Genomic DNA, 19,810 nt, shown 5'->3' with positions numbered 1-19,810 from the left:
GAGATCAGCACGTCCGCCTGACGTAGCTTCGCGACGATCTCCTCGGGCTTCGGGTAATTTGCCATCTCGTCCGTCCTCCAGGCTTAAAAGCCATACCAAAGAGCGGACCACTTCAATGGGGGCTGACCACATCACACCAGGATAATTCTACGCGTCCGCTCAAGCGCAGGGCTCTAACCGGCGAAACTTAGGGGCTGGGACTACCCGCTGGGCTGTCAAATCGGGTTTGAATCCAGGTCTAGAGAAATCACAGACTTAGCAGTCCGCTGGTTCATAGCAGCCTTTAGGTGACAATCACTCCGGCTGTTGCATCGATTATAAATGGGTCTTTGCCATGATTCCGAAGACACCAGTCAGTAAATTCTTTAGCAAGTGGAAATTGAAGTCTGCTTTTTATGCCACGTATCCAGTGCTCGTACTCATCCTTTGGTAGGCAGCTGGCCCCAAAAATAAAACTGGGTTGCGACCAGATGGTGATTTCAGATACTCTTGTCTTTCTAGACCTAAAATAATTCAGATCATTTGATCGCCACCGGATGAGATGAAGCTGCCTAATATCTAAGGTCCCAGTTAGAGCATCGAGTCGTCTGATGTCGACAGAATCGAAACGAACGAGCTTCTGTACTCCAAGATCCAAAAACCAAGCCCTGGCGCAGTCTAACGGCCGCATTCTAATCGATAGGAGTAAATCAGTTATTTCTCCAGAAATTTCGCCAAATCCATCGATTTCAGCTTCAATGAAATCCTTAATCAGCAGGCACACATCCTTAGCAAATGGAACTAAATCTGGAAGATTGATTCGAATATAAGCTGCAACCTCGGGATTTTTGACAAGTCTCATCGCATGAATGACAATGCGGATCGATCCCATATCCCAGAAGGATTCGCTAAGTAGATCTTCCAGTTCTTTCTGCAAGTCTTTTTTCATTAAGGCTTCAAGAGCGTCTTGGTCGATATCCTCGTTGCAGTAGGCAGCCCAAAACAGTTTCTCAGTAGCAAGGGCCTCCTGGGATGGATCATCCTCCGGAGTGTTTTGATCTACTGATGCAATAAATTCTTTCCATTCAAGGACCTTGGTTTTCTGATTGTTGAGTGACAGCCCCTCATTTGATGAAAGTTGTTTAGCAAGAAAGGCGAGAGCAGCGTAAGGGTCCTGATCTTTTTTTAAGAAAATAACCATATCGTCAACATAGCGAGTGAAATCATATCCTTCAGAGATCAGCGCCATATCGGTGTCATTAAGTGCAGCCTCTGCTAGCAGACGAGAAGCACTACTTCCAACAGGCAATCCAAATGATTGCCGGCCCCTCCAATCAGAGAGGAGTTTTTCAATAATCCTGACAGCCTTGGCATTCCCCGACAGATGCGAGAGTATATTCTCAAGCCGGTGCCGATAAATCCTTAAATAAAAATCTGATATGTCGGTCTTTATGACGTAATTACAATCTTCGCGGAAAGCTTGTATTGCAAGATGACCTATCCAATTTCTAAAGTTTCTCTCAGGCGTAAATACATTCGAGTCTAGCCCGACTATCTTCCTATATGAAAACGCTCGATTGTGTTCAGGAGCGTCTCTACCTCGCTCCACGTCATCATATATAAATAGAACCAGTGCCGTGTATATGAGGGTATCGACCGGATAGGGCTGATGAGCAACCCGGAATCCATACTTCATTTTGGGAACTAGGGATTCCACAAGACTCATGGGATTATAATTTGATAAATCAAGTTCAGAGAGCGCAACAGAAACTTGATCTATGCATGCCCGATAGAAACTTAACTCGAATGGGCGCGGAAACAAATCTGTATCACCACTAGAAATTATATGCTCTATTGCGCATTTGAAGGTATCGGAGTTGATTTTCACTGCGGTCTAATCCGGCTACGAATTCGTCGCTTTAACAACTATGCGGTCAATGAATCAGCGCTGCAAGCGGCATTGCACAGCAATGGTGTCTGCATACCTTGCAGTCTGACGGCCTCCCACTTCGAGGCCCTTTAATTGTGCTCATCATCATGCTGTCTGCCGCTGGGCCGGCGATTGGCTCAATCGAGTTCAATACCGAGGAGCCTTGAGACCGCTGCGAATGTAATTAGAACCCCAACACGACCCTATGGTGATGCGGCAGCAATAACCGTCTGTGTCGCAAAGGGGTGAGTTCCTCGTTCAGTTGTGATCGGTGCGGGGCGCTAAGAGCGACACACGTCGGCTTCGCCCGCCCATCGCCGAAAAGCGGACCGGCGGAAATCCACCCTAGCAGCCCAACAATTCTACATGGGCATACCGCAACGGACGCTTGACGGCATGATCAGCGCATATGCCACTTTATGGCAGCGATCTTTCCGGAATCAGCCATCATATGCCAAAACCTTCACCTGTTTCCTCAGTCCGACCGACGACTTATGGAAAGATGGGAAATGACGACGGCGGACTTGTTCGTATCCGACAAGGGTTGTGGGCGGTGGAACAAAACACCTGTTCAAACAAGAAAACGCCGACCCGGGACGGTGGTAAGCCATGCCTTGTCCACGCAGCCTCAAGTTGCCATGATCGACCTGCGATTGGGGAACCGCACCCGTCATGATCGAACGTTTACAGCTTCTTCGGAATATCGGCCAGTTTGATAGCGTCACGCCAAGTACGCTGCTCTTCAAAAGAATGACCCTGGTCTACGCTGAGAACGGGAGGGGTAAAACGACGCTTGCCGCCATCCTGCGCTCGGCCGGCACGGGCAACACCACGCCGATCTCCGAGCGTCATCGGCTCGGGTCGCAGCATCCCCCTCACGTCGTCCTCGTCGATCAGGCGGGGCCGGCCACGTTCCAAAACGGGGCCTGGTCACGAACCCTGCCCAATATCGTCGTTTTTGATGACATGTTTGTGGCCACCAATGTCTGTTCCGGCGTCGAGATCGGCTCCGATCACCGCCAGAACCTCCACGAGCTGATCCTTGGCGCCCAGGGTGTAACTCTCAATGCGACCCTTCAGAGCCACGTTTCGGCCGTTGAGGCGCATAACCGTGACCTTCGCTCCCTAGCCGACGCCGTGCCGGCCGCGGCGCGGGGCGCGTTCGATGTTGAGAGTTTTTGCGCGCTCGAGGCGCGAGCCGACATCGACACATTGCTTCAGGAGGCGGAACGCGGCCTCGCGGCAGCCAGGGCCGCCGACGGGATACGCACGCGGGCGGTGTTCACGCCACTCCACCTTCCTGGTTTTGACGTAGCCGGCATCGAGGCCGTGCTAGCCCGCGACCTGCCGGGGTTGGAAGCCAGCGCCGCCGCCCTCGTGCAAGCCCACATGGCGGCCTTGGGCAAGGACGGCGAAGGTTGGGTAGCAGACGGCATGGCGCAGGTTGCTGGCGCGTCCACAGGGAGCGCGGAGGAGGTCTGCCCATTCTGCGCTCAGGGCCTCAAGGGCTCCCCGCTAATCGCCCACTACCAAGCATATTTCAGCGATGCCTACACCAGCCTCAAGACGGCAATCGTCGCGGCCGGCAAGGCTGTTAGCGCTGCCCATGCTGACGACGTGCCGGCGGCGTTCGAACGCGATGTCCGTGTGGCAACGGAAACTCGCGTTTTCTGGTCGACTTTCGCCACCGTCCCCGCGTTCGAGCTCGACACAGTCGAAATTTCACGCGCTTGGAAAACGGCACGCGAGGGGCTTCTAACCGTGCTTCGCGCTAAATATGCGGCCCCGCTCGAACAGGCCACGCTACCGCCCGACGTCGCGGCGGCGGTCGCGGCTTACGAGGCGCATCGCACGCATGTAGCGGAGGTCTCTACCACCCTCCAGCAAGCCAACGACGCGTTCGAGCTTGTGAAGGAGCAGAGCGCATCGGCGAACGTCGCGACGCTTGAGATGGAGCTTGCGCACCTTCTCGCGGTTAAGGCACGTCAGTCACCCGCCGTTGCTCCAGCCTGCCAAGCCTACCTCGACGCGATGGGCGCCAAGGCCGGGACGGAGAAGATACGTACCCAGGCACGCGCCGACCTCGACAGATATCGTGGCGAGGTCTTTCCGGCCTACGAGGACGCGATCAACCACTATCTGGGTCGCCTTGGTGCCAGCTTCCGGCTCGGCAGCGTCAAGCAGGCTAACACCCGGGGCGGGTCGTCCTGCACCTACAACGTCCTCATCAACACCATCGCGGTTCCAGTCACATCAGCGAGTGGTGCATCATTCCGGAATACGCTCAGCGCTGGTGACCGCAACGTGCTCGCTCTAGCCTTTTTCTTCACTTCGCTGGAAAACGACGTTGCTATTGCCCGGAAGATTGTCGTCATTGACGATCCGATGACGAATCTCGACGAGCACCGCAACCGCAGTACGATGAATGAGATGCGACGATTGCTCGGCCGCGTCGAGCAGATGATCGTTCTGTCGCATTCGAAGCCCTTCCTGTGCCCTCTTTGGAAAGGCACCACAACGAACGACCGGACCGCGTTTAAGATAGACCACGTCCGCACGGGGCAGAACGAGGACGCCTCGACGCTCACCTCGTGGAACGTCCACGACGATTGCGTCTCAGAGCACGACCACCGCCACGAGCTGGTGCGCGCCTATATCAACAGCACTTCCGGTGCCAACGAGCGCGACGTCGCAGAAGCTTTGCGGCCGATCCTCGAAGCATTCGTCCGCGTCGCCTACCCCGGCGTGTTCCCGCCCGGTGACCTGCTGGGCCGGTTCGTGGAAACCTGCCGTCAGCGCATCGGGACTGCGGCGCAGATCATGAGCCAGGCCGATGTCGTCGAGCTACGGGAAATCATCGAGTACGCCAACGAATTTCACCACGACTCGAATATCGCCTGCAAAACGGTTCTAATCAACGCCACAGAATTGACCCATTGGGCAAATGACCTGACCGGTATTTTGAACCGAGCCGATTGAGAGGCTACTGCATGGTAGCGGCCATGGGTAGCCGGAAGGCCAGATCCGGGAAGGTGACAGGGGCGGGCGGCCGGTAGCCCAAGGACGAATGCGGTCGAACGCGGTTGTACGTATTTTGCCAGATCCCAATCACGGTCTGTGCCTCCTTGAGCGAGTAGAAGATTTCTTGTCGTAGGAACTCGTCCTTCAGCTTGCCATTGAAGCTCTCACAATAGCCATTCTCCCACGGCGATCCTGGTGCAATGTACTGGATCTGTGGGCCGGTTTTGGCGACCCATTTCCGCAAAGCTTTCGAGATCATCTCTGGGCCGTTGTCGCAGCGGATGTTGTCTGGGATACCATGCAGGCACATCGCATCTGCCAGCGCCTCGATCACACCCAGACTGTTGATGCGCCTCGCGACCTTGAGCGCCAGGCAGGCGCGACTGTGCTCGTCGATCAGCGTCAGGATACGCAGGCTTCGCCCGTCATGGGTCTGACCCTGCACAAAGTCGAAGCTCCAGACGTGATTGCGATGGAGAGGCCGCAGCCGCACGCAGGAGCCATCGTTCAACCACAGCCGGCTTCGCGGCCGATGCTTTTGCGGAACCTTGAGCCCCTCACGACGCCAGATCCGCTGAACCCGGTCTTTCCCCACCTGCCAACCCGCTGTCTGCAGCAGCGCAGTGACGCGGCGGTAGCCATAGCGTCCGTACTCGGACGCCAAGGCGATGATGGCGCGGGTCAGCGCATCCTCGTCAGCCGGTACCGTGGGCACGTAGCGTTGCGTGCCCCGGTGCTGGCCGACGATCCGGCAGGCGTGGCGCTCCGAGAGGCCGTACTTCTCCTGGATCGCGTCGACTGCCTGCCGGCGTCGCTCCGGGGCTACAAGTTTCCCGCGGCGACGTCCGCCAGCACCTGCTTCTCCAACGATAAGTCAGCCACGAGCCGACGCAATCGCGCGTTCTCGCGCTCCAGATCCTTCATCCGACGGGCCTGATCGATCTGCAGGCCGCCGTACTCCTTGCGCCAGCGATAGTAGCTCTGCTCGGAAATCTCGGCCTCCTTGCAAGCCAGCGCCAAACTCTTGCCCTGGGCCGTCTGCACCTCGATCTGGCGCAGCTTCAGCACGACCTGCTCCGCACCCGTCTTCTGACCTCGCTTCATGCCCAGCTCCTTCCGTCCTGGCTGATCCTCTCAATCAGCCCGGTCCAAAGCCAGCCGGTCAGGTCACGATGGTACCGGCCAGCGCCTCGATCTCGGGACCGGCCGAGACGGGGAATGCGCGCGCAGCCACGACGGCTATGGGGTCCTACGAGCCTGGCCCCGGTGTCTGACGACCCGACGTCTCGCGGGGGGCCTTGCTCAATATGGGCCGCCGCTCACTTGATGTCATGATGCTGATCGACACAGCAGGCCGTGTGGTCGTTTGCTTGATTTGTGAGAGACCAGCTATGTTCGACGTGACGAAGATGCTGGCCGACGCGCTTGGCGAGCACCTCGCGCTCACCTACCAGCGCACCTTCGGCAGTCGTGAACCACGTTTCGCCGAGGTGATCGAGGCGTCCGCACGTCTGACCATCGAGCGCATCGTCGGCAGCGATGCGCTTTACCACGATGGCGACCACACCGCCCTCGTCACCCTCGTGGCTCAGGACATCCTGCGCGGCCGGTTCCTCGACAAGGGCATCACGCCGGAGGATTGGCTTCACATGATCCTGGCGGCCCTGTACCACGACATCGGCTACGTGCGCGGGGTCTGCTCAGGTGACCGGGCGAACGCCTTCGTCATCGACGCGCAGGGCACAACCATCGCTCTGCCTCGTGGGGCTTCCGACGCAGCTCTAGCGCCTCACCACATCGAGCGCTCGAAGCTGGCGGTGCAGGAGCGTTTCGGCACGAATGACCTCGTCGATGCGCAGCGGGTGATGCGCGCCATCGAGTTGACCCGCTTTCCCGTTCCCGCGGACGACGAGCACCGGGAGACTGGGACCGAAGCTGGCCTGATGCGTGCGGCGGACCTAATCGGGCAACTCGGTGATCCGCTTTACCCACGCAAACTGAACGCGCTGTTCCATGAGTTCGCCGAGGTCGGCCTCGACAGGCAGCTTGGCTACGCAGACCCAGCTGATCTAGCGGAGCGGTACCCGGCGTTCTTCTGGGGCAAGATCGAGCCGGTCATCGGGGACGCAGTCCGCTTTCTCGATCTAACGGTCGAGGGGCGGAGCTGGGTGGCCAACCTTTACAGTCATGTGTTCGCCATCGAGCATGACCGTCGCCGAATGGGTCCTCACTCTGGCTAAGCTATCAGAGTGGCTCTCGACGATATCGGCCTTGGCGATGATAGCGACCCGCGAGTTTCGCCCTCGCGCACGCGAGGCCACATTGTCCGATAACGTCCAGTATAAGCCGTTTCGAAATGTGGGGCGCAACGTGGGTTGGCTGCCTTAGCTGTTCCAATTTTGAGAGTTGTAACAGTAGCTTAAGCCACTTGAGTGGCGGAGACGGAGATTCGAAGGCCTAATCATTCAATCGGTTCAGCAGAAGATAAGGGATTTTCTCAAGTTCCCTCTTCATGGCCCGCACGTCGTAATCGCCATATTGATCCCCAACCGAACGGTGCGCATGTCCGGTGATGGCATCGGTCACATCGCCAGCTAAGCTGTGATTGCGTGCCAACGTTTTGAACCGGCGTCGCCATGAGTGATTCGGCGCGAGCCGCAGATCCCTCAAACCGAGACCTCGTACCCAACGACCGAGGATCTTGGTTCCGTTTCCGCCACGCTTGCCGAATTTGTCCGGCGGCAGCTCCGGAAACAATGGCCCAGCCTTCCGACTGCGAACGAATTCCAGGAACCCCGCTGCAATGATCGCGGAGTGCAGGGGCACGGTCCGCTCGGACCCGACGTTCTTGAGCGAGCCCGCTTCGGCCGTAAAGCGCATCACGGCGATGCCTTCATCCTCGCCGATGTCATCCACGCGGAGCTGGCACACTTCCGATAGGCGCGCGCCCGAGTAGGCGCATACCAGCGGCACCCACCGCTTAACCGGATCGCGCTCGGCGGCAGCCGCCTCCAAGATCTGAGCGGCTTCGACGTCCTTGAAACCACGCTTACCCTGACCCGGCTTTTGTTTGACACTAATCGTGATGCGCTCGGCGGCGTTCTCCGCAAGCCGACGGTTATCGACACCCCACCTTAGGATGGCTCGTACGGGTGCCAAGCGGCTCTCGCGGATTGTTTTAGCGGCCAAGCCGGACGCGACGAGACTGTCCTTCCAGGCAACCAAATTCTCGCCTGTGATTTTGCCTGCGTCGCGATGACCAAGAAAATCACCGAGCTGCGCCATGACGCGCGTCCAGTCGTAGAGCGTCGTCTCGGCCGGCTTCCGTTCGGCCGACCAGCCGTTCACGAGGTCGTCGAAAGCGACAGTCGACACCTTCGTCGTTTTCGGTAGCGCTATCGTCCGCGCGGTGGGCTGCACCCGCGTCTCAAAGGCTTCTTCGCTTATATCGCCGAGCGCGTATCGCTCCAGCGTCACGCTCGCCCGTTGAATGGCCGCAGAGACGGCCTTGGCGAGCACACGGCGCCCGTCCTCGTCGAGCTGCAGCCCCTTCATTTTAATGAGTACGTCGGCTTGCTTGAGGCAGCACGCCTCCATCTCATCTTCGCCGCGGTCGGCGTACGCACCGTGAAGAACCTGATGGACAACGTCTGGGCGTCCCCATAACCCGACCCGACGCCTCAGCCACAAGCGCGGGAACAGCTCCGTCCGCCAGAAATTTGTGCTCGGGTTATCGCGATGGAGCGCGATCCAACGCTCGCAGGCCGGCGCGGCGAGTTCGTGTGCTTCCCGCTCGCTCAAGCTTATGGGACCTGCTTCGAGCGCCGCCCACCGCGCCTCGATCTCGCGAATCGCCTTGGGGTGGCGACGCCGCGCCTCCTCGGGATCCTTGGTGCCGAGGCTCACCATCTCCGTCCACTTGCCGACAAGTGGGCGCAGGTGTGCCGGGACGCCCTTGCGGGCGTAGTAGACGCCGTTGTGATGCTTGAAAGGTCGGGCCATCGGCAGAGGCATTTGTACCACCCGTTTTGTACCAGACGGGCCGTACGAAACCGTTGCGGGTCAGCAACTTACCGTGATGATTGAGCTTTTAGTAAGACTGGCGGAGAGGGGGGGATTCGAACCCCCGATGCCCTTGCAGGCATGCCGCATTTCGAGTGCGGTGCATTCAACCGCTCTGCCACCTCTCCGCGAGGTGCCTCAATGAGACGGGCGGTGCGTAGCACGCGGGGTCGGGCTTCACAAGCGGCGGCGTGGGCCGGTCAGACCACGATCGTGATCGCCTGCGCGGCCCGGGTGAGGCCGGTGTAGAGCCAGCGGGCACGGTGCTCGCGGAAGGCGTAGGATTCGTCGAACAAGGTCACCCGGTCCCATTGCGAACCCTGCGCCTTGTGGACGGTCAGCGCGTAGCCGTAGGTGAACTCGTCGGTCTCGCGACGCAGGAACAGCGGGATCTCCTCGTCCGTGCCCGAGATCATCGCGCGCAGCACCTTGATGTCGGTGGCGCGGCGGCGCAGCGCCGGGTCGTCCTCGGGCACGACGTCGAGGCGGATCAGGTCCGGGCGCGGCGGGGCGCGCAGGGCCTGCACTGTCCAGGTCGAGCCGTTGAGCAGGCCCTTCACCCGGTCGTTGCGCAGGCAGACCAGCTTCTCGCCCACCGCCGGCATCGGGTCGGTGTGGCCGGCGAGCTCCCGGAGCCGGTTGTTGTAGAGGCGGCGGGTCTTGTTGAGGCCGACCAGGACTTGGTCGCATTCCAGCACCTCGGCCGGGTCCAGCGTGCGCCGGGAGACGATCCGGCTCTGCCCGTAGGTCCCGAGTTCCAGCCGCCCGCCCTCGCGCACGGTCATGGCCATACGGACGATCGGGTCGTCCTTGGCCTGCCGGTGCACCTCGGTGAGCATCACGTCGGGCTCGGCCTCCGTGAAGAAGCCGCCGCCGCGCACGGGGGGCAGTTGCGCCGGGTCGCCCAGCACCAGCACCGGCCGGTCGAAGGACAGCAGGTCGTTGCCGAGGTCGGAATCGACCATCGAGCACTCGTCGATGATGATCAGGTCGGCCTTCGCGGCCGGGCCGGACCGGTTCAGCGTGAAGGTGGGGCCGCCCTCCTCCGCCTCCTTGGTGCGGTAGATCAGCGAGTGGATCGTGGCGGCGTCGTAGCAGCCCTTCTGGCGCATCACCGAGGCCGCCTTGCCGGTGAAGGCGCCGTAGACCACGGTGCCGTCGACATCCTCGGCGATCCGGCGGGCGAGCGTGGTCTTGCCGGTGCCGGCATAGCCGAACAGCCGGAACACCTGGCTTCCGCCGGCCTTCCGCCAGGCGGCGATGGCCTTCAGCGCCGCATCCTGCTGGGGCGCGAAAGCCGCCGGCAACCCGGCGCTCAACGGAACACCCTCATGGCCAGCGCACGGTGGGCGGCAGGGACGACAGGATCGAGGCGACGTTGCCGCCGGTCTTCAGCCCGAAGATCGTGCCCCGGTCGTAGAGCAGGTTGAACTCGACGTAGCGCCCGCGCCGGACCTGCTGCTCCTCGCGATCAGCCTCGGTCCAGGCGGTGCGGACGTTGTCGCGCACGATTTTCGGATACGCCTCAAGGAAGGCGCGCCCCACGTCGCGGGTGAAGGCCAGATCCGCCTGCGGATCTCCAGTCCAGCGATAGTCATAGAAGATACCGCCGATGCCGCGGGGCTCGTTGCGGTGCTTGAGATGGAAGTATTCGTCGCACCAAGCCTTGTAGGCCGCATGGTCGACGCCGTGGGCCGCGCAGGCGCGCTCCAGGCAGGCGTGGAAATGCCGGCTGTCAGGATCGTCCTGGCTGCGCCGCCGCACCAGAACGGGCGTGAGGTCGGCGCCGCCGCCGAACCACGCCTTCGTGGTCACCACGAAGCGGGTGTTCATGTGCACCGTCGGCACATGCGGGTTCCATGGATGCGCGATCAGCGAGATGCCGGTGGCGAAGAAGCGCGGATCCTCGGCGGCCCCGGGCATCTGGGCACGGTATTCCGGGGCGAACTCGCCGTGAACCGTGGAGATGTGGACGCCGGCCTTCTCGAACACCCGGCCCTTGAGCATCGCCATGACGCCGCCGCCGCCGGGCCGACCGGTATGGTCGGTGCGGCTCCAGGGCGTCTTCTCGAAGGTGCCGGGTCCCGTGGGGGCATCCGGATGGAACGGCCCCTCGGCCTCGGCCTCCAGGGCCTCGAAGGCCGCCAGGATGTGGTCGCGCAGGGTCGCGAACCAAGCCGCGGCCTCGGATTTCATGGCCGTCACGTCGGCCTCGGACAGGGGGGCAGTCAGGGCTGCGCGGGCGGCGTCCGGCATGGTCATGCGGTAGGCTTTCCCACTGCGCCGATTGGGCGTCAATCGGTGGGCGTCAATTCGCCGAACCGGAACCGGCGTCAGCGCCGGGCGCCCTCGCCCACGGGCTTGAGCAGGCCGGTGGCGCTTGCCACCAGCTCGCCCTGCGCGTCGCGGATCTCGGCCTCGCAGAAGGTCACCGAGCGCCCGGCACGGGTGACGCGCCCCTCCGCGATCAGGGTTCCGCGCCCCGGTGCGAGGAACCGGGTCTGCATGTCCAGGGTCACCACGGGCCGCCCGGCCTTCAGGCGGGCGGCGGTCCCGAGGGCGACATCGAGCAGCGTGCAGATCACGCCGCCATGGGCGATGCCGAGGTTGTTGGCGTGCTCGGGCCGCAGGACGAGGCGCAGCCGGGTGCGGCCCTCCCGCACGTCCAGGGCCTCGATCCCGCAATGGTCCACGAACGGGATGTGGGCGCCGAAGACCGTGCCCTGCTCCGATGGTTGATCCACGCCGCCATCCCCAGATCTGATTCCGCCGACATCGTCATCGGGCCGACAGTATACAATCCCGTGACCCGCTCACGCCCCGGATCCCGCCGCGTGCGACGTGTTTCCGGTTTGTTGCGAGACCGGGCAACGATTTTCTCAGACGAAGCCGCGGAATCGACGCGTCCCAAAGGCGTAACGCCTGCAGACCGCAAGGACCGGATCTCGTTCAAGTGCGGCTCGCCGCTGTCGCGTTGCTCGGCCGACGATTTCAGCTGCACCGACGGCTTGAGTAATATGCGTGTTCATGGCCGACGCATTATGTAAGGAAACTCTCGACGACGACTTGATTTTGTTGCACAGACGATAGAACCGTGCCCCACCGTCGGATAGAGGGAGTCATCGATGGACGACATCGCCACAGATCAGCAGCAGACCTTTATCGAGCAGGCCTCGGACATCGTGTCCGCGTATGTCTCGAACAATTCCGTCCCGATCAGCGAATTGCCCGCGCTCCTGGCCGGCGTTCACGCGGCTCTGGCAAAGCTCTCCGCTCCGGCGGCTGCCGTCACCGAGACGGCCGACAAGCCCACGCCGGCCCAGATCCGCAAGTCGGTGACCCCGGACGCGCTGATCTCGTTCATCGACGGCAAGCCCTACAAGACGCTGAAGCGTCACCTGTCGCGCAACGGCCTGACCATCGAGCAGTATCGCGAGCGCTTCGGCCTGCCGCGGGACTACCCCTCGACGGCCGCCAGCTACTCGGCGCAGCGTTCCGAGCTCGCCCGCAGCCTCGGCCTCGGCCAGCAGCGCCGCAAGTCCGCGGCGCCCGTGCAGGAGCCCGAGGAGGAGCCGGCCGAGAAGCCGAAGAAGGCGAGCCGTCCGCGCAAGGCCAAGGAAACCGCCTGATCCAGCCGGTCGCCCGGTCTCGGGCGGCCCCGATCCCGGAGCCTCGATCCGACTGATGGTTCGGGCGGCGCACATCCCGTGCGCCGCCCGAACCATATCTGCGTTCCGGGGGCCGCCCCGCGCACCGTGGAAACCGATCAGGCGAAGTCGGCGAGATCGTCGGCCACATCCCCCGCGGCGCGCTCCGTCTCGGCTTTCTCGGCCTCGCTCTTCTCAGGCTTGTCGGCCTCTGGCTGACGGCCGGGCGCCGTCGACAGCCCATCCGCGTCCGGCGCATCACCGCCCTGCCCGTCCTTGGTTCGGTCCGGCATCCGGCTCGACATGCTGCGCACTCCCATGGCCCGTTCGGCTGGGGTGCAAAGCCCCCAACGACACACCCGTTCCGAACCCACCACTGCGCGTCCGGTGACGGACAGGCTCTGCGTGATCCCGTTCGAGGCGTGCCGGCGCGGCGGCGGACCGGATCTCGACCCCGCGGCTCACCGGCCTGCCCCGGGGTCGGCCGCTCCGCAGACCGGGCGGAACGCACACCGTATCGTGACGGCGGCGAGCCGGCCCGACCCGGCTGGCGCCGGATCTGAGATGCACCGGATGCGACCGATCGCGAAGGCTCGCGTTGACCGCCCGGCAACACGGGACGGGAGCGTGGATTGGGCAATCGCTACGGGTTGGAGATTCGCGCCGCCGCAGGGTCCGACGCTCCGGGTCTCGGCGAACTCCTGGGTGCGGCCGGTGTCGCGGTCGGCGCGGCGGATCTGACGGTCCGGCTCGACGCGCTCCAGGGCGGCGGCGGCACGGCCCTGGTGGCGGTGGAATGGGGCCCGCCGAGCGGCCTGATCGCGCTCAGTCCCGTCCGCACCCTGGAGGCGCCCAGGGCGACGGGCCTGATCACCACCCTGATCGTCGGGGCGGAGTCCCGGCGCCGGGGCATCGGCCGAGTGCTCCTGAAGGCGGCCGGGCGGGCGGCGCGCCAGGCTGGCTGCGACCGGCTGGTCCTGAGCGTCGGGCCCGGCCAGGACGACCTGCGCGCCTTCTGCGAGGCCGCCGGGTTCGTCGCCGACGGGCACAGCCTCGCTCGGCCCTTGCTGAAGCGCGGATCCGGCGAGACTTGAGATCCGCGACACCATGGGCGCAGCCGGCAGCGGATATCGGGCGTTGACCCGCAGATACTGGAGTTCCACCGATGCTGCTGAGATCCGAAACCCCGCCGTCACCCGGAAACCTTCAGGCCGATCCGCCGCCGGATTCGAATAACCCGACCTCGGCGCAGCTCAAGGGCGATATCGACAGCGGGCGAACCGGCGACAAGATTCCCCATGTCGATGTCGGCGCCGCCCCGCTCGGCACCTGCGAGGAGGCCGGAGGCGCACCGCCGACCTCCCAGGAAGTCCGCCTGGCTCGGCAGAACGAGCGCGCGCCCTCCGAGAAGGCGGCGGCCGGGATCATGCAGACGCGCACGCCCTGGATCACCCCGGCCTTCGCGGGCGCAATCGTGGCGATCGCGGTGGTGCTGACGGTGTCCCTCTGGCTGACGCATTAGGGCCGTTCCCGATCGCGTTGCGATCCGGAACGGCTCTCCGTCCTAGATCCGACGCGCTCGCTGAGGCCGAACCGGCATCTACGCCGGCGGCGAGCGCTCCGGGCCGGACCCCGCGGGGTCCCGGGATGATGCAGGACGACACGGTACCGCTGGAGGCGGCTTAAAGGTCGATTCACGTCGATGCGGTTAGCGTGAGCTTACTGCAGTCTTGCGTAAACCGATCCTCATGCCCCCATCCGTCGACGCTCCGCCGGACCTGTCCGGGCTCCTCGAATTGGCACGGATCGAGAATCTCGATCTCAAGCCGGTGATCCTCCGCGTGCAGACCGACTTGTTCGTTCGGGCACCCGGACGGGACCGGGCCGAGGTCGAGATTTTCGAATCCCTCGCCTGCGGCCTGATCCCCACGGTGGACGACGAGACCGCCGAGGTCGTGGCCCGCAAGCTCGCCCCCTACCCCGAGACGCCACCCACCGTCCTGGAGGCGCTCGCCCTCCGCGGCGGCGCCGTCCGCGACACGGTGGTGACGCTCGCCCCGGTCCTGAGCCACAGCCTGATCGAGGCCGCCCTCGCCGACGGATCCGACATCGCCGCCCGCATCGCCACCCGGGTTGGGCTGAGCCGCGAGGCGGTCGACGGACTGTCCCGCGAGGACCGCCTCGAGATCGACGTGGCGCTCGCCGCCAATGTCGGCATCACCCTGCGCGGTGCGGCGCTCGCCCGCCTCGTGAGCCGCGGCCGCGGCGTCGCCGACCTCGCGCACCGGCTCCTGGCCCGGCCGGATGTCTCGGCCGCCGACCTCGTGCCGCTCTACCTGCACGCCGATCCGATTCGCCGCGAGGTGATCGGCCGGACCGTCGAGGCGACCGCCGCCCTGCGCCCCTGCCCGCCGCCGCCGCGCGGCCTGGGCGAGACCCTGACCGGCCTCTCGGCGGCCCAGGACGTCCCGCGCTTCATCGCGGCCCTGGCCGACAGCCTCGGAATCGCCCACGACTTCCTCGCCGTCGTCACCGATCCCGGGGCACGCTACGACTTGCTGACGCTCGGGTTGCGCGCCGCCGGCCTGCACGAGGAGGAGGCGGTCTTCATCTTCCTCACCCTCAACCAGGGCGTCGCGCGCTCGGCCGAGCGTGTCTCCGGCCTGGTGCGCCTGTTCCGGACCGTGAGCCGGCCGGCCTCCCGCGACCTGATCGCGGCGATCCTCGATACGCCGCTGGCCGAGCGCGGACGCAGTGAAGCCCACCAGCCGCTGCACGGCCCGGAGGCAACGCTGCGCCAGGGCCCCGAGCGCGCCGGGGCACAGCGCCCGCCCCTGCCGATGCGCGCCTTCCGGGCGACCGGCGGCGAGGCCGGCTGAGCCATCGCGGTCAGGGATTCAGAAGGGCTCGGCCCTTTGGAAACCCGATATCAGCGCGGATCCGACGGGCCCCGCCAGGCGGGCTGCCGGTCGGAGGCTTCCAGCGTGTCGTTCGAGGCCGGCTCGGGCTCGTCAACGCCGGCGCGTCGGCTCAGCTCCGCCATCAGGCCCCGGGCCAGCACTGCACGCACCGCCCGGTCCCGGGTCTCCGTAGGGATTGCGTCGAGGGCGGCCGGAACCGCATTCCGAGCGTTCGCGGCGGCCGCGCCCGTAAGCTTGCGGGTCTCCGCGGCCGGATCCGCGCCGGTGCGCAGCAGGGCGCAGTACGAGAGCGCGCCGATCACCAGCGCGGCGCGCAGCAGGAAAGTCATCGGGCGGGCTCCGTGGCGGATGTCGCGCGCTATCGAACGCGAAAATCCGTCCGGTTTCGTGAACTCCGCCTCAACCGGTTCGGTTTTCACGCGCCATGGTGAACGAAGCCCGCGCGTAGAAGTCTGGTTACCTTACGGAAAGCATCCCGCGCATTCGGCCAAGTCGCGCAACACTCGTTTAAGCCGCCCCTGCGACTGTCCGGTAGTCGTTTTGAAGTCGAGCCGGAGGCGCGGGGAATGTCGATTGGCATTCACCGCGGCGCGTGTGAGCCTTGCCTGTAAAAAAAGCCCTGACGTCTCTGCTCGACGACCGTCTCGCGGGGCTCGTCCACGAATCCGTGGCGGATGATGCGAGCGTTCGGTTCCGGCATGAGCGCTTCCTGGTGTCGCGCCTCGCCACCGGCGTGGTGATGATGGCGGCGCTGCCGCCTTACCTGCTCTGGCGCGGGGTGCCGTCGGGCATCGAGGTGGTGGCGATCGCCAGCCTGCTGCTGCCGGTGCTGGCCGCCGTGCTGCTCGCCCGCACCGGGTGCCTCTGGATGGCGCACGCGATCTCGTCGGCCGGCCTGACCGGGCTGGTGGTCTGCCTCGCGGGCCTCACCGGCGGAGCCACCTCCCCGGCCGCGGTCTGGCTGGTGGCGATCCCGCTGGAGGCCCTGGTGTCCGGCTCGATGCGGGCCACCGCCGCAGCGGCATTCCTGGCCGTCCTCGGCGTCCTGGGGGTGGTCTTCCTGGGCTCCTGGGGCGGCGCCGTCCCGCTGGTGGACATCTCCGCCAGCGTCGCCCTTCCGGTCTTCGCGATCACCGCGATCGGCCACGTCGCCGCCCAGGCCCTGGAGCACATGCGCAACGAGGGCACCTGGCGCGAGCGGCTGCGCGACAACGAGGCCCGCGACCGGTTGCTGCTGTCGGCGATCGACGACCTCGTGACCTGGCACGACCGCAACGGCCGCGTGCTCGAGGCGTCGGTCTCGGCGAGCCGGATGGTCGGCAGCGACGCGGCGCAGCTGCGCGGCCACGGCCTGCTGGAGCGGGTCCACGTCGCCGACCGTCCCGCCTTCCTCAAGGCGGTGAGCGACGTCGCCGCCAGCGGGCGCCCGGCCACGCTGCCGCTGCGCCTCCACGTCGAGCCCGCCGCCGGCCGGCCCGACGGCGCCCGCCTGATCCATGCCGAGATGCGCGCCCACCGGATCGCGCACGGCCCCCACGACACGGCCATGACGGTGGTGGCGGTGACCCGCGACATGACCGAGCATCACCGCCACGCCGAGGAGCTGGAGCGCGCCCGCGCCGAGGCCGAGCGCGCCGACGCGATCAAGGGGCGGTTCCTGGCCAACGTCACGCACGAGCTGCGCACGCCGCTCAACGCGATCATCGGCTTCTCGGAAGTGCTTGCCGGTGAAGGCGCGGTCAGCCTCAGCCCGGACCAGGCCCGGGAATATGCCGGGATCATCGGCTCCTCCGGCCACCACCTCCTCGGCGTCGTCAACACGCTCCTCGACATGAGCCGGATCCAGAGCGGCAACTTCGACTACGCGCCGGAGACGTTCGATGCCGCTGCGCTGGTGCAGACCTGCTGCGACCTGATGCGTCTCAAGGCCGAGACCGCAGGGGTCACGCTGGCGGCCTCCGTGCCGGGCCCGATCGAGATCACGGCCGATCCCAGCGCGTGCCGACAGGTCCTGATCAATCTGATCTCGAACGCGGTGAAGTTCACCCCGCGGGGCGGACGGGTCGACCTGTCCCTGCGCCGTGGCCCGGATGGCCTGGAGATCGTCGTCGCCGATACCGGCGTCGGCGTCGGCGAGGGCGACCTGCCCAAGCTCGGCAGGCCGTTCTTCCAGGCCGGCAGCGGCGGCTACAAGCGCCAGCACGAGGGAACCGGTCTCGGCCTCTCGGTGGTGCAGGGCCTCGTCGGCCTGCACGGCGGCGCGATGCTGATCGAGAGCGCCCCGAGTGCCGGGACCGCCGTCACCGTGACGCTGCCTTTCGTCTGCCGGGATCCGGCGGCCGCGGCAGGCCCCGCCCCGATCCGCACGGCCGTGCGCGGCGCGGCCGCCCCGCGCCGGGCGGTGGTGCGCCTGCCGCTCGGCCTGTTCGACGCGGAACCCGGCGCCGCGTCGGAGCCGGCCCTGCGCCGCGCCGGCTGAGCCAGCGATCCGCGAGAAGGAGACACGATGTCAGGCTACCGCGAGATCACCGTCCCGGGCGAGGCACGCTCCGCCCACCGTCCCGTCCAGCGGCGCGCCGCCCCGAGCGACTGGCGCGGCGTGCTCGTGGGGGCCATGAAGGCCACGGGCGCCTCGTGCCGGAACAGCCCCGGCACGGTGGTCAGCAGCCTCGTGGCCGTGGGAGCGGCCGGCTTCATCTGCTTCAATGCCCTCGGCCATCAATCCGGCCGCCATCCGGCGCCGATCCTGCCCAAGGTCGCGGCTCAGAAGGTCCCTGCCCCGCGCGAGGCGGCGGCGGCCCCGAAGGAGGCGATCCGGGATGTCGCCAAGGAGCCGGTGCAACCCGAACGCGCCGCGGCCAAGCAGGCCGTCCGCGACCCGATCGCCGAGTTGATCCGCTCCGACGAGACGACCGCCTCGGTGACGCCCAGGGCCGTCCCGACCCGGTCTGCCGCGAAGCCGGCACCGAAGGAGACCGCCAAAGAAGCCCCGAAGACGGCCAAATCCGAAAAGGACGCCGATCCGGTGTTACGCGCGCAGAAGGCGCTGTCGAAGCTCGGCTATCCGGTCAAGCCGGACGGTGCGATGGGGCCGGGCACCCGGGCGGCGATCGAAAAGTTCGAGCGCGGCGCCAAGCTGCCGGTGACCGGCGAGGCCGCGGGCCGGACCCTGCGCGCATTGCTGTCCCACGCCGGACAGGGTTGAGGCGCTCGCCGGCGCGGCGAGGGCCTATAGGAGCCGGCGAGAACCGGGCGAGGCCCGGATCCGCCGGCTTGGCGCACTCAGTATTGCGTGCCGGTGAAGCGGCAGATCGTCTTGCAGTGCGGGCCGCCATTACCCTGCCAGGACTTCGCATGGCCGATCGACCCGGTCATGTCCTGGGTCGGATTTCCCCCGGATCGATGGACCACGATGTTGCAGGGGTCGCTCGCGGTCCGCTGATAGCGTGGGCAGGACCTCGACTCGCGGTTGCCCAGCAGATCCATCAGCGTTTCCGCCTTGACGTCGGCCGGTGCGCTGACCGCGCAGGCGGAGGACAGGATGAGTGCAGCAATCCAAGCGAATCTCGGCATGTAGATGCTCCTTTCCGCGCCGTCTCCTGCAAATCTGAGCGGCTTATGCTCAGTTAATCATCAGAATTCAGTGATTATGTGCGCAATAACACATCGATTGATCTTATTTTAATCCCGATCTTGACGGATTATTTTCTCGGATTACTCGGCCGACTTGATCGTTGTGCATCCGGTCGGGCGAAGGCCGGGTCTGGCGCGATGCGAGCGGTCCGATCCACGGTTGCTCAAGCGGCCGCTTTCGCGCATCCCGGGCGCTCGTCCGGGAGGCCCGACACGCATGCGCCTGCGCTCCGATTTCTGGGTCTCGGCCCACCTGCGCCGCCTCGGCATCGAGGGCATCCCGGCGGTCCAGCGGCGGCGCGGCTCTCCGGAGGCCGGCGCGATCTTCGTCAAGGTCGACCGCCTCGACGGCACCGCCGACCTCTACGGCCCTGCCCCCCAGGCCCTGTTCGAGGCTGAGGACAGCGGCGACCGCCGCTTCACCGCGCTCGTCACGGGCGGCACGCCGCTCGACGTCGAGGAGCGGCTGACCAAGGAGATCCGGTTCGATTCCGATCTCTGGATCGTCGAGATCGACGATCGACAGGGACGGCATTTTTTGGAATTGGCGGAGTAGTTTAGACGCTCTCAGCCTGGGAGATCGCCAATAATAATGTGAATGATAATCGTGTTATTCA

18 protein-coding genes and 1 tRNA gene are annotated in these 19,810 nt (G+C 64.8%); 9 read left to right on the top strand and 10 right to left on the bottom strand.

Annotated elements, in window-relative coordinates; genetic code table 11:
* Window positions 1-283 precede the first annotated feature (283 nt).
* Entirely contained in the window at window positions 284-1,867 is a 1,584-nt protein-coding gene (locus FV242_RS21755) for an RNA-directed DNA polymerase (protein WP_147940365.1), read from the bottom strand.
* Window positions 1,868-2,581: 714 nt separating this feature from the next.
* Between FV242_RS21755 and FV242_RS21750 the strand changes: the two genes are divergently transcribed.
* A complete protein-coding gene (locus tag FV242_RS21750) occupies window positions 2,582-4,888 on the top strand; it encodes an AAA family ATPase (RefSeq protein WP_147940364.1) in 2,307 nt (768 codons plus the stop codon).
* Between the two features lie 4 nt (window positions 4,889-4,892).
* Here the strand turns inward: FV242_RS21750 and FV242_RS21745 are convergent.
* Window positions 4,893-6,034, bottom strand: a protein-coding gene (locus FV242_RS21745; protein WP_147940363.1) for an IS3 family transposase whose coding sequence is annotated in 2 segments (ribosomal slippage) — window positions 4,893-5,767 and window positions 5,767-6,034 — 1,143 coding nt in all. Because the reading frame shifts where the segments join, the coding sequence is not laid out codon by codon here.
* A 287-nt stretch (window positions 6,035-6,321) separates the two neighbouring features.
* On the opposite strand from FV242_RS21745, the gene FV242_RS21740 reads away from it, so the two are divergent.
* Window positions 6,322-7,170, top strand: a complete 849-nt coding sequence (locus FV242_RS21740; protein ID WP_147940362.1) for a metal-dependent phosphohydrolase — start codon at window positions 6,322-6,324, stop codon at window positions 7,168-7,170.
* 217 nt (window positions 7,171-7,387) lie between these two features.
* Here the strand turns inward: FV242_RS21740 and FV242_RS21735 are convergent, their stop codons facing one another.
* The 5 genes from FV242_RS21735 to FV242_RS21715 all read right to left on the bottom strand — a co-directional run bounded on the left by FV242_RS21735 (window position 7,388) and on the right by FV242_RS21715 (window position 11,736).
* Complete coding sequence (locus FV242_RS21735) at window positions 7,388-8,944, bottom strand: site-specific integrase (protein WP_147940361.1); 1,557 nt, start codon at window positions 8,942-8,944, stop codon at window positions 7,388-7,390.
* 86 nt (window positions 8,945-9,030) lie between these two features.
* A tRNA-Ser gene (locus FV242_RS21730) sits at window positions 9,031-9,120 on the bottom strand.
* 72 nt (window positions 9,121-9,192) lie between these two features.
* Complete coding sequence (locus FV242_RS21725) at window positions 9,193-10,311, bottom strand: ATP-dependent RecD-like DNA helicase (protein ID WP_147906460.1); 1,119 nt, start codon at window positions 10,309-10,311, stop codon at window positions 9,193-9,195.
* A 10-nt stretch (window positions 10,312-10,321) separates the two neighbouring features.
* Window positions 10,322-11,248 carry an oxygen-dependent coproporphyrinogen oxidase gene (hemF, locus tag FV242_RS21720; RefSeq protein ID WP_187278505.1) on the bottom strand — a complete coding sequence of 309 codons (927 nt, stop codon included), beginning with the start codon at window positions 11,246-11,248 and terminating at the stop codon, window positions 10,322-10,324.
* A 77-nt stretch (window positions 11,249-11,325) separates the two neighbouring features.
* The gene (locus tag FV242_RS21715; RefSeq protein WP_147940359.1) at window positions 11,326-11,736 is read right to left on the bottom strand and encodes a PaaI family thioesterase; all 411 of its coding nucleotides are present in this window, start codon (window positions 11,734-11,736) and stop codon (window positions 11,326-11,328) included.
* A gap of 381 nt (window positions 11,737-12,117) precedes the next feature.
* Between FV242_RS21715 and FV242_RS21710 the strand changes: the two genes are divergently transcribed.
* The gene (locus FV242_RS21710) at window positions 12,118-12,621 is read left to right on the top strand and encodes a MucR family transcriptional regulator (protein ID WP_147855615.1); all 504 of its coding nucleotides are present in this window, start codon (window positions 12,118-12,120) and stop codon (window positions 12,619-12,621) included.
* 137 nt (window positions 12,622-12,758) lie between these two features.
* Here FV242_RS21710 and FV242_RS21705 read toward each other — a convergent pair whose 3' ends face one another.
* A complete protein-coding gene (locus FV242_RS21705; RefSeq protein WP_246692803.1) occupies window positions 12,759-12,959 on the bottom strand; it encodes a hypothetical protein in 201 nt (66 codons plus the stop codon).
* A 312-nt stretch (window positions 12,960-13,271) separates the two neighbouring features.
* On the opposite strand from FV242_RS21705, the gene FV242_RS21700 reads away from it, so the two are divergent.
* The 3 genes from FV242_RS21700 (at window position 13,272) to FV242_RS21690 (ending at window position 15,518) form a co-directional block, all read left to right on the top strand.
* Window positions 13,272-13,733, top strand: a complete 462-nt coding sequence (locus tag FV242_RS21700; protein ID WP_147940358.1) for a GNAT family N-acetyltransferase — start codon at window positions 13,272-13,274, stop codon at window positions 13,731-13,733.
* A gap of 71 nt (window positions 13,734-13,804) precedes the next feature.
* Window positions 13,805-14,161, top strand: a complete 357-nt coding sequence (locus tag FV242_RS21695; RefSeq protein ID WP_147906463.1) for a hypothetical protein — start codon at window positions 13,805-13,807, stop codon at window positions 14,159-14,161.
* Between the two features lie 226 nt (window positions 14,162-14,387).
* Window positions 14,388-15,518 (top strand): DUF2336 domain-containing protein, encoded by a 1,131-nt coding sequence (locus FV242_RS21690; RefSeq protein WP_147940357.1) that lies wholly within the window; start codon window positions 14,388-14,390, stop codon window positions 15,516-15,518.
* 50 nt (window positions 15,519-15,568) lie between these two features.
* On the opposite strand, the gene FV242_RS21685 is transcribed toward FV242_RS21690, so the two are convergent.
* Window positions 15,569-15,889 (bottom strand): hypothetical protein, encoded by a 321-nt coding sequence (locus FV242_RS21685; RefSeq protein WP_147940356.1) that lies wholly within the window; start codon window positions 15,887-15,889, stop codon window positions 15,569-15,571.
* Window positions 15,890-16,161: 272 nt separating this feature from the next.
* Between FV242_RS21685 and FV242_RS21680 the strand changes: the two genes are divergently transcribed.
* Both FV242_RS21680 and FV242_RS21675 read left to right on the top strand, forming a co-directional pair.
* Window positions 16,162-18,039 (top strand): PAS domain-containing sensor histidine kinase, encoded by a 1,878-nt coding sequence (locus FV242_RS21680; RefSeq protein WP_147940355.1) that lies wholly within the window; start codon window positions 16,162-16,164, stop codon window positions 18,037-18,039.
* Between the two features lie 27 nt (window positions 18,040-18,066).
* A complete protein-coding gene (locus tag FV242_RS21675) occupies window positions 18,067-18,765 on the top strand; it encodes a peptidoglycan-binding domain-containing protein (RefSeq protein ID WP_147940354.1) in 699 nt (232 codons plus the stop codon).
* 77 nt (window positions 18,766-18,842) lie between these two features.
* Here FV242_RS21675 and FV242_RS21670 read toward each other — a convergent pair whose 3' ends face one another.
* Window positions 18,843-19,133, bottom strand: a complete 291-nt coding sequence (locus FV242_RS21670) for a hypothetical protein (RefSeq protein ID WP_147940353.1) — start codon at window positions 19,131-19,133, stop codon at window positions 18,843-18,845.
* Window positions 19,134-19,410: 277 nt separating this feature from the next.
* On the opposite strand from FV242_RS21670, the gene FV242_RS21665 reads away from it, so the two are divergent.
* Complete coding sequence (locus tag FV242_RS21665) at window positions 19,411-19,749, top strand: DUF1491 family protein (protein WP_147940352.1); 339 nt, start codon at window positions 19,411-19,413, stop codon at window positions 19,747-19,749.
* Window positions 19,750-19,810: the final 61 nt, after the last annotated feature.

This window comes from Methylobacterium sp. WL64, from assembly GCF_008039945.1.
In the GTDB taxonomy this organism is placed as follows: domain Bacteria; phylum Pseudomonadota; class Alphaproteobacteria; order Rhizobiales; family Beijerinckiaceae; genus Methylobacterium.
This window is presented reverse-complemented; position numbering and strand designations above follow the sequence as displayed.

Excerpts from the sequence above, each read along its gene's own strand:
- FV242_RS21685 (WP_147940356.1), bottom strand. The coding sequence starts at position 15,889 with ATGACTTTCCTGCTGCGCGCCGCGCTGGTGATCGGCGCGCTCTCGTAC.
- FV242_RS21675 (WP_147940354.1), top strand. The coding sequence starts at position 18,067 with ATGTCAGGCTACCGCGAGATCACCGTCCCGGGCGAGGCACGCTCCGCC.
- FV242_RS21750 (WP_147940364.1), top strand. The coding sequence starts at position 2,582 with ATGATCGAACGTTTACAGCTTCTTCGGAATATCGGCCAGTTTGATAGC.
- FV242_RS21705 (WP_246692803.1), bottom strand. The coding sequence starts at position 12,959 with ATGGGAGTGCGCAGCATGTCGAGCCGGATGCCGGACCGAACCAAGGAC.
- FV242_RS21665 (WP_147940352.1), top strand. The coding sequence starts at position 19,411 with ATGCGCCTGCGCTCCGATTTCTGGGTCTCGGCCCACCTGCGCCGCCTC.
- FV242_RS21695 (WP_147906463.1), top strand. The coding sequence starts at position 13,805 with ATGCTGCTGAGATCCGAAACCCCGCCGTCACCCGGAAACCTTCAGGCC.
- FV242_RS21740 (WP_147940362.1), top strand. The coding sequence starts at position 6,322 with ATGTTCGACGTGACGAAGATGCTGGCCGACGCGCTTGGCGAGCACCTC.
- FV242_RS21710 (WP_147855615.1), top strand. The coding sequence starts at position 12,118 with ATGGACGACATCGCCACAGATCAGCAGCAGACCTTTATCGAGCAGGCC.
- hemF (WP_187278505.1), bottom strand. The coding sequence starts at position 11,248 with ATGCCGGACGCCGCCCGCGCAGCCCTGACTGCCCCCCTGTCCGAGGCC.
- FV242_RS21670 (WP_147940353.1), bottom strand. The coding sequence starts at position 19,133 with ATGCCGAGATTCGCTTGGATTGCTGCACTCATCCTGTCCTCCGCCTGC.
- FV242_RS21735 (WP_147940361.1), bottom strand. The coding sequence starts at position 8,944 with ATGCCTCTGCCGATGGCCCGACCTTTCAAGCATCACAACGGCGTCTAC.
- FV242_RS21690 (WP_147940357.1), top strand. The coding sequence starts at position 14,388 with ATGCCCCCATCCGTCGACGCTCCGCCGGACCTGTCCGGGCTCCTCGAA.